The organism is Erwinia billingiae Eb661 (assembly GCF_000196615.1).
Taxonomy (GTDB): Bacteria; Pseudomonadota; Gammaproteobacteria; order Enterobacterales; family Enterobacteriaceae; genus Erwinia; species Erwinia billingiae.
Genome location: NC_014306.1, coordinates 2,211,301 through 2,227,324 on the forward strand (window position 1 = coordinate 2,211,301; position 16,024 = coordinate 2,227,324).

The following is a 16,024-nucleotide window of genomic DNA, read 5'->3' on the forward strand; positions in this document are numbered from 1 at the left end:
CAACAATAACAACATTCAGGGGAAGTGAAGCATGGCCGAAAGTGAGGTAAAAAATAGCGTCGCCGTCGCCGGAGACAACTGGCTACAGCGCCGTTTCCAGCTGCGTCAGCGCCAGACCAAAAGCAAAACCGAGTGCCTGGCGGGCATCACCGGTTTTCTTGCCGCAGCCTATCTGCTGGTGGTGATCCCCAGCCTGCTGGCGGCGGGCGGCATGGATAAGGGCGCGGCCACCACCGGGGTGATCCTGGTGTTCGTGCTGGGCTCGCTGCTGATGGCGTTTTACGCCAATCTGCCGTTTATGGTCGGGCCGGGCATCGGCGGCTCGGTGCTGGTTGGCATTACCCTGGCAGGCGATGGCATCAGCTGGCCCATCGCGCTGGGCATCGCCTGCTGGTCAGGGATTGTGTTTTTTGTGATGACGGTGTTGGGGCTGCGCGAGGTGGTGACCCGCTCGGTGCCGCAGTCGATCAAGCTGGGGCTGACCGCCTCAATCGGGATTTTTGTGGCGCTGCTGGGCTTTCGTAATGCCGGACTGGTGCTTGCCAATGCTAAGACGCATGCGCTGGCGCTGGGCGATTTTACCGCGCCCGGCGCGCTGATTGCGCTGCTGGGCCTGCTGGTGGCGGTGGGATTGCAGGCGCGCAAAGTGCCGGGCGCGATACTGTGGGCGATTTTGCTGGCCACTGCCGCCGGTATCCCGCTGGGCGTTACCCATCTGCCGGAACACGGCATGTCGCTGCCGCATTCGCTTGCGCCGCTGTTTGGCCAGGTCGATCTGTGGGGCGCGCTGAATATCGCCTTCCTGCCTTTCCTGTTTATCTTTTTCGCCTCGGAGTTCTTCTCCACCATGGGCACCACGCTGGCGGTCGGCGGCGAAGCGGGGCTGCTGGATGAGCACGGCAATATGCCGCAGATCAACCGGCCGTTTATCGTAGACTCGATTGCGGCGGCACTGGGGCCAATTGTTGGCATTCCTGCGGCCACCGCGCTGATTGAGTCCTCGGCCGCGGCTGACGCGGGCGGCAAAACCGGGCTGACCGCGCTGGCTGCCGCGGTGATGTTTTTGCTGATGCTGTTCTTTACGCCCGTGGCGCTGATGATCCCGAAAGAGGCGACCGCGCCTGCACTGATGCTGATTGGCCTTAACATGTTCAGCAACCTGCGCAAGGTGGATTTAGCGGATTTCACCGAAGCCTTGCCGGTGTTGATGATGGTGATGATTACGCTGATTTCCAACAGTTTCGGTACCGGGATCGCCGGTGGGTTGCTATTTTATATCCTGATCAAACTGGTGGCCGGTAAGATCCGCGAGGTGCCGCTGGGGCTGGTGATCCTCGCCATCCCGCTGGTTTATTACTTTGCCACCCTGGTTCACCATTAATAAAAAAAGCCCTTCTGCAACCAGAAGGGCTTTTCGTTTAAGGCCTTAGGAATGCAGGCCGTTACTGACTTAGTAGCGCTGATTCAGGCGGTAATAGGCCTCGTTCCAGCGCAGCGCATCCTTAAAGCCGTGCAGGGTGGTTTCATCGTCAATCACCAGCACTTCAATGCCATGCATCTCACCATACTGTCGCATATCGTCAACCGTCAGCGCCTGGCTGAACACCGTATGGTGCGCGCCGCCGCCAAGGATCCAGGCTTCGGACGCGGTGGCCAGTGATGGCTGTGCATGCCACAACGCCCGCGCGACCGGCAGCTTAGGCAGCGGTTTAGGCTGTTCAATGGCATCCACCACGTTGACCAGCAGGCGGAAACGATCGCCCATATCGATCACGCTGGCGTTCACCGCGCGGCCCGCAGGAGTGGAGAAGATCATCCGCGCCGGATCGGCCTTACCGCCGATGCCCAGATACTGCACATCAATTAACGGGCGGCTCTCTTTGGCGATCGAAGGACAGACCTCGAGCATATGGGAACCCAACACCAGCTCATTGCCCGGGGAGAAGTGATAGGTGTAATCCTCCATAAACGAGGTGCCGCCCGGCAAGCCGGTGGCCATCACCTTAAACACGTGCAGCAGCGCGGCGGTTTTCCAGTCGCCTTCACCGGCAAAACCGTAGCCTTGCTGCATCAGGCGTTGCACCGCCAGGCCCGGCAGCTGGGTCATGCCATGCAGCGTCTGGAAGTTGGTGGTGAATGCCATGCAGCCTTCATGTTGCAGAAAGCCCTTAATGCCCAGCTCGATTTTCGCCGCATCCAGCACGTTCTGGCGCTTCTCGCCGTTGACGGCGGCCGCGGCGGTGAAGTCGTACAGGCTCTCGTACTCATCAACCAGCGCGTTGACGTCGCCGTCGCTGACGCCGTTAATCACTTCAACCAGATCGCCGACGCCCCAGCCGTTGACCGAATAGCCGAACTGGATCTGCGCCGCCACTTTGTCGCCTTCGGTTACCGCCACTTCACGCATGTTGTCGCCGAAACGCGCCACTTTCAGATTCTGGCTGGCCTGCTTCGCCGCCGCCGCACGCATCCACTGGCCCAGGCGCTCCTGCGCGACCCTATCCTGCCAGTGGCCGGTGATCACGCTGTGCTGCAGACGCATACGTGCGCCGATAAAGCCGAACTCGCGGCCGCCGTGCGCGGTCTGGTTCAGGTTCATAAAGTCCATATCCATGCTGTCCCACGGGATCTCGGCATTGAACTGGGTATGGAATTGCAGCAGCGGCTTGTTGAGAATGCTCAAGCCGCCAATCCACATTTTGGCCGGCGAGAAGGTATGCAGCCAGGTCACGATGCCCAGACAGTCTTCCGCATGATTGGCCTGACGGCACAGCGCCAGCGCTTCGTCCGGGCTTTTCACCAGCGGCTTCAGTACCAGGTTAAACGGCAGACGACCGTCACGATTAAGCCCGTCCACGACCTGCTGACCATGCTGTTCCACCTGACGCAAGGTTTCCGCGCCGTAAAGATGCTGAGTACCAATCACAAACCAGACGTTAAGCGCATTAGGCTGAGTCATTTTTCATTCTCCTTAAATTTTGGACGGTTGAGCGGCAAACTGCGGTTCGGCCACTTCACACCACTGAAGGTAACGTTGATAAAGCTGTTGATAGCGATCGACGCGGCTGGCGTCGGGCTGCAAGGTGGTGGCAATCGGGCTGGCCATCTTTTGTTGCGCGGACGGGACGTCCGGGTAGACACCGGCGGCGACGGCGGCAAAAATCGCCGCACCCAGCGCGCAGCACTCGTCAGAGGCGACAATATCCAGCGGGCGGTTCATCACATCGCAACACACCTGCATAATTGCCGGCGATTTACGGGCAATGCCGCCGAGGGTCAGAATGCTTTCGACCGGGATATCCTGCTGCTCGAAACACTCCATAATGGCGCGCGCGCCAAAAGCGGTGGCGGCAATAAATCCACCAAACAGCGCAGGGGCGTCGGTGCCCAGATTCAGGTCGGTGATCACCCCCTGCAGACGCTGATTCGCAAACGGCGTACGGCGACCGTTAAACCAGTCCAGCACCACTGGCAGATGCTCAAGCTGCGGATCGTCAGCCCAGGCTTTGGTGAGGTCGTTGAGCAGGTTCTTACGGATGGCGGCCAGGCTCGGAGCCAGCTCAGGGCTGTTTTGTGCCGCCTGATCCAGCGGCCAGCTCAGCAGACGGCTGAACCAGGCATACATATCGCCAAAGGCAGACTGGCCGGCTTCCAGACCGATCATCTCCGGCACCACGCTGCCGTCCACCTGACCACAAATGCCTTTAATGGCGCGATCGCCCACGCGCTGCGGGTCGGCAATCAGAATGTCGCAGGTCGAGGTGCCAATCACTTTCACCAGCGTATACGGACGTGCGCCCGCGCCGACGGCGCCCATATGGCAGTCAAAAGCGCCGCCGGACAGGGTCACGGTGTCGGGCAGGCCCAGGCGTTCGGCCCATTCAGCGGTGATCTGGCCAACCGGTAAATCGGCGGTCCAGGTCTGGTTAAACAGCGGGGTATCCAGCTGTTCAGTGAGCATCGGGTCCAGCGCGTCAAGGAACTCGCGGGTCGGCAGGCCTTGCCATTCCGGGTGCCACAAGGATTTATGCCCCGCCGCACAGCGCCCGCGACGGATATCCTGCGGTGCCGTGGTGCCGCTCAGTAAGGCCGGCACCCAGTCACACAGCTCAATCCAGGAGACCGCCGCTTCGCGCACCGCGCGATCTTCACGGCTGACGTGCAGGATCTTCGCCCAGAACCATTCGGAAGAGTAAATACCGCCGATAAAGCGCGAATAGTCCTCGAACTTTCCGCCATGACACAGGACGTTAATCTCTTCGGCTTCTTTTATCGCGGTGTGATCTTTCCACAACACGAACATCGCGTTGGGGTTTTCGGCAAACTCAGGCAGCAAGGCCAGCACGTTGCCGTGGCGATCGATTGGGGCAGGGGTTGAACCGGTGGAATCCACGCCGATGCCCACCACATTCTGGCGCTGCCCGGGGGTTAGTTTAGTGACAACGTCACGAATGGCCTGTTCAAAGGCGTCGATATAGTCCTGAGGATGATGGCGGAACTGGTTGATGCGGCTCTGACAATAAAGCCCGGCTTGCCAGCGAGAGTAAGCCACTACCTGTGAATGCAATTCCTGTCCGCTGGCACAATCCACCGCCAGAGCACGAACCGAATCACTGCCAAAATCCAGACCTATTGTTATGGCTCCCAACTGCATGTTCTTCTCTCCAGACGGTATGTATAAACCTGTCTGACTACCCTAAGAAGTGGCGCGCTTTGCCGTTAGGTTAAGGAAGCTGCAAATATGCACTTTTCTGTCATGGTGCGGGATTCTGTGATGTAGCTCAAAGGTTACATGAAGGTTAATTTAGCTAAATGTATGGACAGAATAACTGTAATCTCAGGGTGTGATACCGCTCTCCCTTTCTCACGTAAGTTCCCGTTAAAACTAGCGCTCATCGGCACAGGTCCTGCTGTCCTGACCGAAAAACTTGCTGTTTTAAGCCCTTAAGTGGGCAGCATTCCGAATGATACCGTTTACATCACACCGCCGAAAAGCGGGAACTGAGCCGGAGAGCCTCATGCACAAAATACCCTACGCGCTTGCTGCCATTGGCCTTGCAGCCGTTATGTCACAATCAGCTATGGCCGAGACCATGAAACTTGGTTTCCTGGTCAAGCAGCCGGAAGAACCGTGGTTCCAGACCGAGTGGAAATTTGCTGACAAAGCCGGGAAAGAGATGGGCTTTGAAGTGATTAAAATTGCCGTGCCGGATGGTGAAAAAACCCTGAATGCCATCGACAGCCTGGCGGCGAGCGGCGCCAAAGGCTTCGTTATCTGTACGCCCGACCCGAAACTCGGTTCTGCCATTGTTGCCAAGGCCCGCAGTTACGATCTGAAAGTCATCGCCGTGGATGACCAGTTTGTGACCGCCAAAGGCAAACCGATGGACACCGTGCCGCTGGTGATGATGGCCGCCACCAAAATTGGCGAGCGTCAGGGGCAGGAACTGTATAAAGAGATGAAAAAACGCGGCTGGGATGCGAAGGATACCGGCGTGATGGCGATCACCGCGGATGAGCTGGATACCGCGCGTCGTCGTACCGGCGGCTCAATGGATGCCCTGAAGGCCGCAGGCTTCCCGGCTAACCAGATCTACAAAGTGCCCACCAAATCTAACGATATCCCTGGCGCGTTCGATGCCGGTAACTCCCTGCTGGTACAGCATCCCGGCGTGAAACACTGGCTGGTGCTGGGCATGAATGACAACACCGTATTGGGTGGCGTGCGTGCGACGGAAGGTCAGGGCTTCAAGGCACCGGACGTGATTGGTATCGGCATCAACGGTGTCGATGCGGTGAACGAACTGTCAAAAGGCCAGGCGACCGGCTTCTACGGCTCGCTGCTGCCAAGCCCGGACGTGCATGGCTATAAGAGCATCCAGATGCTGTACAACTGGGTGAACAAAGGAGAAGAACCACCGAAGTTCACGGAAGTGACTGACGTGGTGCTGATCACCCGTGACAACTTCAAAACAGAACTGGCGAAAAAAGGCCTGATGTAACAACACCGTGGGCAACGGCGCGGATGGCGCCGTTGCCCTGCGAAGGTCGGTAACCGGTCAGGAGATAACATGAGTACGCAACCCGCATATCTGAGCTTTCACGGCATCGGAAAAACCTTTCCAGGCGTGAAGGCGTTGCAGGACATCAGTTTTGAATGTGGCGCGGGCCAGATCCACGCCCTGATGGGCGAAAACGGCGCGGGCAAGTCCACGCTGTTGAAAATTCTTAGCGGCAGCTACCAGCCAACCAGCGGCGAAATCCGTCTGAAGGGGCAGCCCGTCAATTTTACCCACACCACCGACGCGCTGGATGCGGGGGTAGCCATTATTTATCAGGAGCTGCATCTGGTGCCGGAAATGTCGGTAGCGGAGAACATCTACCTTGGTCAGTTGCCGCAGCGGGCGGGCTTTGTAAACCGCAAACTGCTGCGCTATGAGGCCGGAGAGCAGCTGAAAAACCTGGGGATGGATATCGACCCGGATACCCCGTTGAAATCTCTGTCGCTCGGCCAGTGGCAGATGGTGGAAATCGCCAAGGCACTGGCGCGTAACGCCAAGGTGATCGCCTTTGATGAGCCAACCAGTTCGCTTTCCGCCCGCGAAATTGAACACCTGTTCCGGGTGATCCGCCAGCTGCGCCAGCAGGGCCGCGTGGTGCTTTACGTCTCGCACCGTATGGAAGAGATCTTTGCCCTCAGCGATGCCATCACCGTATTTAAGGACGGGCGCTACGTGCGCACCTTTGACGACGTGCCCAACACCTCCCACGACGAGCTGGTGCAGGCGATGGTCGGCCGCGAAATCGGCGACATTTATGGCTATTCGCCACGCGAAACCGGCGCGGTGCGCTTGCAGCTGGATAACGTGCAGGCCAAAGGCGTACGTCAGCCGATCTCATTAAAAGTGCATGCCGGTGAAATCGTCGGTCTGTTCGGCCTGGTCGGTGCCGGTCGCAGTGAGCTGATGAAAGGGCTGTTTGGAGCCACCAAACTGACCGGCGGCGAACTGCGTCTGGATGGCGAAGTGATTGTGATCAAGGAGCCGGCCCACGCCATTCGCGCCGGGATCCTGCTTTGTCCGGAAGATCGTAAGGCGGACGGCATCATTCCCGTTCACTCGGTGCGCGACAACATCAATATCAGCGCAAGGCGCAATAACCTGACCGCCGGCTGTCTGATCGACAACCAGTGGGAAAGCAAAAATGCCGCCTCGCACATTAAATCGCTCAACATCAAAACGCCGTCAGCCGACCAGCTGATCATGAACCTCTCCGGTGGTAACCAGCAGAAAGCCATTCTTGGCCGCTGGCTCTCTGAAGAGATGAAAGTAATCCTGCTGGATGAGCCGACGCGCGGCATCGACGTTGGGGCGAAAAATGAAATTTATAACCTGATCTATGCGCTGGCAGAAAAGGGCATTGCGGTGCTGTTTGCCTCCAGCGACCTGCCTGAAGTGATGGGGCTGGCCGATCGCATCCTGGTGATGAGAGAGGGCGAAATCGCCGGTGAACTGAGCCATACCGAGGCCACCGAAGCGCTGACCCTTGGTCTTGCCATGCCGAAAACGACTCAACGCGCCGCAGCTGTGGCCTGATAAGAAGGAGTATTTAAATGTCATCTCACACCACGTCACCCGCGACGCCACCGAAACAAACCCAGCGTATTAATCTGGGCCGCATCTGGGATCACTTCGGTATGCTGGTGGTGTTTGCCGTGCTGTTTATCGGCTGCACTATTTTCGTGCCGAACTTCGGTTCACTGATCAATATGAAAGGCCTGGGGCTGGCGATGTCGATGTCCGGCATGGTGGCCTGCGGCATGTTGTTCTGCCTCGCCTCCGGCGATTTTGACCTGTCGGTGGCGTCGGTTATCGCCTGTGCCGGCGTCACCACCGCGGTGGTGATCAATATGACCGAAAGCCTGTGGATTGGCATCTTCGCCGGTCTGCTGTTGGGCGTGGTTTGCGGCTTTGTGAACGGTTTCGTTATCGCTAAGCTGAAAATCAATGCGCTGATCACCACCCTGGCGACGATGCAGATTGTGCGCGGGCTGGCCTATATCTTCTCAAATGGTCAGGCGGTAGGTATCGAAGACGAGCGCTTCTTTGCGCTGGGTTACACCAACTGGTTCGGCGTGCCTGCACCGGTCTGGCTGACCATCGGCACCATGATTATCTTTGGTTTCCTGCTGAATAAAACCACCTTTGGCCGCAACACGCTGGCGATTGGCGGTAATGAAGAAGCGGCGCGTCTGGCCGGGGTTCCGGTGGTGCGCACCCGCATTATCATCTTTATTCTGTCCGGCCTGGTCTCCGCTGCGGCGGGCATTATTCTGGCCTCGCGTATGACCAGCGGCCAACCGATGACCTCACTGGGCTATGAGCTGATTGTGATCTCCGCCTGCGTGTTGGGTGGCGTGTCGTTGAAAGGCGGAATTGGCAAAATTTCCTATGTGGTTGCCGGGGTATTGATCCTCGGAACGGTGGAGAATGCGATGAATTTATTGAATATCTCGCCTTTCTCACAGTATGTGGTGCGCGGTTTGATACTGTTAGCGGCGGTGATTTTCGACCGTTACAAACAGAAAGCTAAAGCAGCCTGATCAGGAGGCGTTATGTACCATCGCTTAGCGCCCGTGGCGCAATCTAACCCGCTGTTACCTGGCTATCAATTCAATGCCTGGCTGGTGGCGGGACTGACGCCGATTAACGCCGGGGATGGTCTGGACTTCTTTATCGACCGTCCGCTGGGCATGAAAGGCTTTATCATTAACCTGACCACCAAAGGGCGGGGCCAGGTGTTTAACGGTGAAGATGCCTTTGACTGTGAACCTGGCGATCTGCTGCTGTTCCAGCCAAAAACCCAGCATTACTATGGCCGATCGCCAGAAAGCGACTGCTGGCACCACCGCTGGATTTACTTCCGTCCACGCGCCTACTGGAGCGACTGGCTGGTGTGGCAGGATGAGAAGAAGGGCGTTGGCCGGCTGCGGCTGCCGGAACGTCTGCGCGGCGAGTTTGAACGCCTGTTTGCCAACATCGAACAAACGCACACCTCCGGGCGACGCTTTGCCGAAGAGCTGGCGATGAACCTGCTGGAGCGGCTGCTGCTGCGGGCGGTGGAAGAGGATCCGCGTAGCCATCAGCAAATTCGCGATCCGCGGGTGATTGAGGCCTGCCAGTTCGTCACCAGCAACCTGGCCGGCGAGCTGAAAATTGACGAAGTGGCCAACCATGTCTGCCTGTCGCCTTCGCGGCTGGCACACCTGTTCCGCGAGCAAATGGGGGTCAACCTGCTGCGCTGGCGGGAGGATCAGCGGGTGATCCGCGCCAAGCTGCTGCTGCAAACCACCCAGGAGCCGATCGCTACCATCGGCAGGATTGTCGGCTACGACGACCAGCTCTATTTTTCCCGCGTGTTCCGCAAACGCGTTGGCGTCAGTCCGAGCGATTTCCGCCGCCGTTCGCTGGACGCACACGATGCGCTGGTGGCGCAGGAAAGCTGGGATTTGCCCAGAAGTGCCAATAGTTAAGCGAAACGGATAATTCAGGTAATTCCCGCTTGTCCTTACCCTGCTGATAGTCTTAAATCATCAGGGTAAGTGACAAGAGGAATGCAAATGAGCGACAAAATTCGTGTAGGGCTGGTCGGTTACGGCTTTGCCAGCAAGACCTTCCATGCGCCACTGATCGCCGGTACGTCGGGCATGGAACTGTCCGCCGTCTCCAGCAGTGATGCAAGCAAAGTGCACGCTGACTGGCCATCCACTCAGGTAGTCTCCGATCCACAAACGTTATTTGACGATCCTGGGCTGCAACTGATCGTCATCCCAACCCCCAATGATACCCACTTCCCGCTGGCCAAAGCCGCGCTGAACGCCGGTAAACATGTGGTGGTGGACAAACCTTTCACCGTGACGCTGTCGCAGGCGCGCGAGCTGGACGCGCTGGCGAAAGCCAAAGGGCTGATGCTGTCGGTGTTCCACAACCGCCGCTGGGACAGTGATTTCCTGACGCTGAAAACGCTGCTGGCCGAAGGCACGCTGGGTGAAGTGCGTTACTTTGAATCGCATTTCGACCGCTTCCGTCTGGAAGTGCGTAACCGCTGGCGCGAGCAGAAGGGTGCAGGCAGCGGCATCTGGTACGATCTGGGACCGCATCTGCTAGACCAGGCGTTGCAGCTGTTCGGCTCTCCGGTCGCCATCAATGTCGATACCGCCGAGCTGCGTCAGGGCGCGCAAACCACCGACTATTTCCACGCCGTGCTGACCTATCCTCAGCGTCGTGTGGTGTTGCATGGCAGCATGCTGGTGGCGGCGGAATCTCCGCGTTACCAGGTTCATGGCACCAAAGGCAGCTATGTGAAATACGGCCTGGATCCGCAGGAAGACCGTCTGAAAGCGGGCGCACGTCCACCGCAGGAAGACTGGGGTTACGATATGCGTGATGGCGTATTGACGCTGGTGAATGGTGAGATGATGGCAGAAGAGACGCTGCTGACCATTCCAGGCAACTACCCGGCGTACTATGCGGGCATCCGCGATGCAATCACCGGTGACGGCAGCAACCCGGTAACCGCTGAAGAAGCGATTCAGGTGATGGAACTGATTGAACTGGGCCTGCAGTCGGCCGAGAAGCGTCAGACCCTCTCTTTGAAGTAAACGCTTTACGCTAAAAAGTCGCTGCAGTAACGGCCTGAATAGTCCAGGCCATAAAAAAGCCCCGCGGGATATCCGTGGGGCTTTTTGTTGCGGTCGCCGTCAGGTCGACCTGATATTACTTCGTCTCTATGCCGCCACGCGGGCGCGCACCGCGTCTTTCTCCGCGTCGGTCAGGAACGCAATCTTCAGACCGTTTTCCTGCGCCGTGCGGATTTGCGCCAGGCTCAGACCCGCCTGTGGCGCCGCGACTTCATACTCATACGGCAACTCGATGCCCTGAACCGCCGGATCGTCGGTGTTAATGGTCGCCAGAATGCCGTGATCGAGGAATTTCGCCAGCGGATGCTGTGCCAGCGAAGCCACGGTGCTGGTCTGAATATTTGAAGTCAGGCAGGATTCCACGCCAATCTTATGCGCCGCTAGGAAATCCATCAGCGCCGGATCGTCAACGGCCTTCACGCCGTGACCAATACGCTCGGCGCCCAGTTCACGAATGGCCTGCCAGATGCTCTCCGGGCCTGCAGCCTCACCCGCGTGAACGGTGATGCGGAAACCGGCATCGCGCGCGCGGTTAAAGTGGCTGAGGAACTGGCTGCCCGGGAAGCCCAACTCATCACCGGCCAGATCCAGCGCGGTAATGCCATCACGGTGAGCCAGCAGGCCTTCCAGCTCGCGCAGGCAGGCTTCTTCACCGAAGGTACGGCTCATTATGCCAATCAGGCGCACGTCAATATTGTGCTGCTGACAACCGGCGCGCACGCCGTCGATCACCGCTTCCACCACGCCCGCCACCGGCAGGTTGTGGGTCATTGCCATATAGCCCGGCGAGAAACGCAGCTCGGCATAATGGATCCCGGCACGGGCGGCATCTTCCACGTTTTCCTGCGCAATACGGCGGCAGGCCTCCAGTGAACCCAGTACCTTGACGCCCCAGTCCAGCTTGTTTAAAAAGCTGACCAGATCCGGCTCGGTTTGGGTGACCTGAACGTGCGGACGCAGCAGTTCCAGGGTAGTGGCGGGCAGGGTAAGGTTAAACTCGCGGCCTAAATCCAGAATGGTTTGTGCACGAATATTGCCGTCAAGGTGGCGATGAATATCGGTGAGGGGAAGCTGGGTATCAATCATGTCGGCGCACTCATGTAGTTTTAATAAGTGCATAGCAGTATAAAAACATTTTGCGCAACACCGCCAGTGAATTGCGCAAACGACGCGTCAAGTGCCGATAATTTGTGCTCAGGCTGGCCTGTCGGCCGCAGATTCAGGGATGGCAGGCTAAAGCAGGCTCTCAATTGCTGCTATCAGCCGATCGAGGCCATCATCCAGTTTGCTGCGTGGGCAGCCGACGTTCAGCCGCAGATAACCGTTGCCCTGCGGACCGTAGGTGTAGCCCGGCATGATCGCCACTTTTTGCTGTTCGATCAGCGCCTTTTGCAGTGCCTTATCGTCCAGTCCCAGTGGATTAAGGTCAATCCACGCCAGATAGGTGGCCTGCGGCGGCTGCCAGTTCAGCTGTGGAAACGCCTGATTCAGCCGGCGGGCAACCTGCTGCAGATTAGCCCGCAGATAGTCCCGTAAGGCATCCAGCCATTCCGCCCCTTCGCGGTAGGCGGCGATGTGTGCGGCAACGGCCATCACCGCCGGGGAAGAGAGGCCATCGGCACTTTTTAGCGCGTGGAACCAGGCCTCGCGATCGCTCTCGTCGCTGATAAAGCCATAGGCACCGGTCAGCGCCGGTACGTTAAAGCTTTTGGAGGCGGAGGTGAACAGCGCCCAGCGCCCGCGCGCAACGGCTATCCACGGCACATGCGGCTGGTCGCTCATCACCATATCCATATGGATTTCGTCGCTGATCACCTGCACGCCATGGCGCTGGCACAGATCGGCCATCTGCTGAAGCTCTTCGCGACGCCACACTTTGCCGGTCGGATTATGCGGGCTGCACAGCAGCATGATTTTGCACTCGTCGCGGCTCAGCAGGCTCTCAAGCGCCGCCATATCGCACTGCCACTCTGCACCGTTGCGAACCAGCGGCAACGACAGGACCTGACGATCGTTGCCTTCAATCGCTTTATAAAAGGCATCGTAGGCCGGTGTGTGGATCAGCACCGCATCGCCCGCGGAGGACCAGTGGCGGATCAGCTGCGCCACCATATAGATCACCGACGGTCCGTAGATAATCTGCTGCCGATCGACGCGCAGCGCAAACCGCTGCTGATACCAGTGGTCGATGGCGGAGAGGAAATCATCATGCTGCCAGCGGCTGTAACCCAGCACGCCATGCGCCACACGGTGCTGGAGCGCCGATAGAATGCAGGGCGCGGTAGCGAAATCCATATCCGAAATGGTGAAGGGCAGTAAATCATCGCGGCCAAAGCGGTCGGCCACAAAATCCCACTGGGTACACCAGCTGCCGTGGCGATCGATTACCCGGTCAAAATCAAACATAAAAGCCTCAACTCTGTTAATGACGGCAAAATAAAGCGGGGCTGAAATTGGCTTCAGCCCCGCGTTGCTCAGGTTCAGCGTGCGATTAGCCCGGAACCGTCGCCATCATGCTGGCCATCTCATCTTTCACCGACTGCACCTGTGGCCCAATCACCACCTGCAAACTGTGTTCGTTAAGGTGGACCACGCCAATCACCCGGTTAGCTTTCAGCGCCGCATCATCCACCAGGCTCATATCGTTGATGGTCAGACGCAGGCGAGTCAGACAGTTATCCAGCGAGGCGATATTGTCCATGCCGCCAAGCGCTGCAAGGATCGCTGGCGTGTTGTAACCCGATTTGCCGACGGTGGCCGAGATATTCTTCTCTACGGTGGTGGTGTCCAGATCGCGTCCCGGCGTTTTGATATTAAAGCGGGCGATCGCGAAGCGGAAAATCACGTAGTAACCGACAAACCAGATGGCGGCAACCACCGGCACGAAATACCATTTGGTCGACAGACCGTGCAGGATTCCAAACACCACAAAGTCGATCACGTTGCCGTCAGTATTGCCGATGGTCACGCCCAGCACCGCCATCACCGTGAAGCCCAGGCCGGTTAACAGCGCATGGATCACGTACAGCATCGGCGCCACAAACAGGAACAGGAACTCAATCGGTTCGGTGGTGCCGCCCACCACGCAGGCCACCACACCCGAAATCAGCAGGCCCTTAATCTTGTGACGATTTTCCGGACGGGCGCAGTGATACATCGCCAGTGCCGCACCCGGTAAGCCGCCGAGGAAGGCCGGCATTTTGCCCTGTGACAGGAAGCGCGTGGCGCTTTCAGAGAAACCAGCAGAGGTTGGGCAGGAGAGCTGGGCCTGGAAGATGGTTAACGCCCCGCTGACGCTGTGACCACAGACATCCATGGTGCCACCGGCATCGGTGAAGCGGATAATCGCCACCAGGATATGCTGCAGGCCGAAAGGCAGCAGCAGGCGCTCGCCGGTGCCGAAGATCATCGGACCGAACTCGCCAGCACCGTTAATCACCCAGCCCAGGCCGGTAATTGCCGCGGCAAACCACGGCCAGATCAGCGGGATCGCCAGACCGACCAGGCCCATCACCAGCGTGGTGATAATCGGCACAAAGCGGGTACCGCCGAAGAACGCCAGCGCATCCGGCAGGCGAATGGTGTTGAAGCGTTCATGCAGATAAAACACGATAATACCGACGATCACCGCGCCGAGGATGCCGGTATCGATGGACTGAATGCCAATAATATTCTGGATGTTATTGGCTTTCAGCACCGCAGCATCGGTGGATGGCAGGATGCCTTTGGCGTTAAGCCAGAAGTTCACCGCCAGGTTCATCACCGCGAAGCCGACAAAGCCGGAGAAGGCGGCAACGCCCTTGTTCTCGCGCGCCATTCCCAACGGAATAGCGATGGCAAACATCACCGGCAGATAGCTAAAGGCGAAGGAGCCGACTTTGCTCATCCACATAAAGATCAGCTGCAGCACCGAATTACCGAGGAACGGGATCAGGGTAATCACATCATGGCTGCTCAACGAGCTGCCGATACCCATCATAATGCCGCAGAAAGAGAGCAGCGCGACGGGGAGCATAAAGGTTTTGCCTAAGCTCTGGAAAAACTCCCAAAGCGTAATTTTTTGTTTGGTGGCCGACATGGTCTCTCCTGGCATAAAAATGCTCAGCCGCTGCTGAGGTAAAAAATGATAAAACGTTTTACCACCCATTAATGCGCGACATGTCACACTCTTCCCGGCCACGAAGGTTTTATTTATCGGCCTGCAGGTGTAACGTTTTACCCTGCTGTTTCGATCATGTTGTACGAACAGGTCAGCCAGGGCTGACTGGACAAAATATGTCGCTGAAAAAAATCACCATTAATGATGTTGCCGCCGAAGCGGGCGTCTCTGTGACCACGGTTTCGCTGGTGCTTTCCGGCAAGGGACGCATTTCGTCTGCCACCTCTGAACGGGTTAATCTGGCTATTCAGGCGCTGGGCTTCGTTCCCAATCGTTCTGCCACCATGCTCAGAGGCGGAGGCAGCGGCGTCATCGGCTTGATCGTGCGGGACCTGTGCCAGCCGTTTTATGCCGAGATGACCGCAGGGTTAAGTGAAGGGCTGGAGAAAAACGGCAAGGTGCTGTTTCTGACCCAAAGCGGGCCGAAAGGGCAAAAACTCGATCGCTGCTTCGACACGCTGGTGGCGCAGGGCGTGGAGGGCATCGTATTGGGTGGCGGCGCAGATAATGCCTCGCATCTGGTGGAAAAAGCGCGGGAGCAGGGCATCGCCATTATCTGTGCTTCGCGAGCCAGCAGCCTGGAGAACACCGACTCTATCCGCCCCGACAATATGCATGCGGCAAAAATTGCCACGGAATACCTGATCAAGCGCGGGCATCACTGCATCGCCTGGCTGGGCGGATCCGGTTCATCGCTGACGCGGGCCGAACGGATTGGTGGCTACTGTTCCACGCTGATGCAATACGGTCTGCCGTTTCGCAGCGACTGGATTATTGAAAGCGGTCGCCATCAGCGGGACGTGGCGGAGGTGACCGAGAATCTGATCCATCATCATCCAACCATCACCGCCATTCTCTGCCATAACGCCTCGGTGGCGCTGGGCTGCTATTTCGGCCTGCAGCGCACCGGCCGAACCATTGGCAAAGGGGGCATGGACAGCTATTACGGACAGCAGATGGCGTTAGTGGGATTTGGCGATTCGCCGGAGGCCGAGCTGACCGATCCGCCGCTGACCTTTATCACCAGTTCAGCACGCGAGATAGGGCGAAGCGCCGCACAGCGCCTGTTACAGCGTATGGCCGACCCGGAAGGCGCGGTGCAGAACGTGATCCTGCCGCCGGTGCTGATTGAACGCGGATCGGCATAAAAAAAGGGCGCGATAATC

The 16,024-nt window shown here is 58.1% G+C and carries 12 protein-coding genes; 7 read left to right on the forward strand and 5 right to left on the reverse strand.

The window, feature by feature from the left end; all coding sequences use genetic code 11:
• Positions 1–31: 31 nt before the first annotated feature.
• The gene (locus EBC_RS11620; RefSeq protein ID WP_013201981.1) at positions 32–1,381 is read left to right on the forward strand and encodes an NCS2 family permease; all 1,350 of its coding nucleotides are present in this window, start codon (positions 32–34) and stop codon (positions 1,379–1,381) included.
• A 69-nt stretch (positions 1,382–1,450) separates the two neighbouring features.
• Here the strand turns inward: EBC_RS11620 and araA are convergent, their stop codons facing one another.
• Together araA and EBC_RS11630 are read right to left on the reverse strand one after the other, a co-directional pair.
• On the reverse strand, positions 1,451–2,959 hold the full coding sequence (gene araA / locus EBC_RS11625) for an L-arabinose isomerase (RefSeq protein ID WP_013201982.1): 1,509 nt from the start codon (positions 2,957–2,959) through the stop codon (positions 1,451–1,453).
• A 12-nt stretch (positions 2,960–2,971) separates the two neighbouring features.
• Complete coding sequence (locus tag EBC_RS11630) at positions 2,972–4,654, reverse strand: ribulokinase (protein ID WP_013201983.1); 1,683 nt, start codon at positions 4,652–4,654, stop codon at positions 2,972–2,974.
• Between the two features lie 364 nt (positions 4,655–5,018).
• On the opposite strand from EBC_RS11630, the gene EBC_RS11635 reads away from it, so the two are divergent.
• The 5 genes from EBC_RS11635 to EBC_RS11655 all read left to right on the forward strand — a co-directional run bounded on the left by EBC_RS11635 (position 5,019) and on the right by EBC_RS11655 (position 10,660).
• Positions 5,019–6,002, forward strand: a complete 984-nt coding sequence (locus tag EBC_RS11635) for an arabinose ABC transporter substrate-binding protein (RefSeq protein WP_013201984.1) — start codon at positions 5,019–5,021, stop codon at positions 6,000–6,002.
• Positions 6,003–6,071: 69 nt separating this feature from the next.
• The gene (gene araG, locus EBC_RS11640) at positions 6,072–7,595 is read left to right on the forward strand and encodes an L-arabinose ABC transporter ATP-binding protein AraG (protein ID WP_013201985.1); all 1,524 of its coding nucleotides are present in this window, start codon (positions 6,072–6,074) and stop codon (positions 7,593–7,595) included.
• A gap of 17 nt (positions 7,596–7,612) precedes the next feature.
• Positions 7,613–8,602, forward strand: coding sequence for an L-arabinose ABC transporter permease AraH (gene araH, locus EBC_RS11645; protein WP_013201986.1), 990 nt, complete (start codon positions 7,613–7,615; stop codon positions 8,600–8,602).
• Positions 8,603–8,614: 12 nt separating this feature from the next.
• Positions 8,615–9,532, forward strand: coding sequence for an arabinose operon transcriptional regulator AraC (gene araC / locus EBC_RS11650; RefSeq protein WP_013201987.1), 918 nt, complete (start codon positions 8,615–8,617; stop codon positions 9,530–9,532).
• A gap of 87 nt (positions 9,533–9,619) precedes the next feature.
• Complete coding sequence (locus EBC_RS11655; protein ID WP_013201988.1) at positions 9,620–10,660, forward strand: oxidoreductase; 1,041 nt, start codon at positions 9,620–9,622, stop codon at positions 10,658–10,660.
• A gap of 126 nt (positions 10,661–10,786) precedes the next feature.
• Here the strand turns inward: EBC_RS11655 and add are convergent, their stop codons facing one another.
• The 3 genes from add to malX form a co-directional block, all read right to left on the reverse strand.
• Entirely contained in the window at positions 10,787–11,785 is a 999-nt protein-coding gene (gene add, locus EBC_RS11660; protein ID WP_013201989.1) for an adenosine deaminase, read from the reverse strand.
• 147 nt (positions 11,786–11,932) lie between these two features.
• Positions 11,933–13,105: a MalY/PatB family protein gene (locus EBC_RS11665; RefSeq protein WP_013201990.1), complete on the reverse strand. Its 1,173-nt coding sequence runs from the start codon at positions 13,103–13,105 to the stop codon at positions 11,933–11,935.
• Between the two features lie 85 nt (positions 13,106–13,190).
• Positions 13,191–14,777, reverse strand: a complete 1,587-nt coding sequence (malX, locus tag EBC_RS11670) for a maltose/glucose-specific PTS transporter subunit IIBC (RefSeq protein WP_041691997.1) — start codon at positions 14,775–14,777, stop codon at positions 13,191–13,193.
• Between the two features lie 197 nt (positions 14,778–14,974).
• On the opposite strand from malX, the gene EBC_RS11675 reads away from it, so the two are divergent.
• Positions 14,975–16,006, forward strand: a complete 1,032-nt coding sequence (locus EBC_RS11675; RefSeq protein WP_013201992.1) for a Mal regulon transcriptional regulator MalI — start codon at positions 14,975–14,977, stop codon at positions 16,004–16,006.
• Positions 16,007–16,024: the final 18 nt, after the last annotated feature.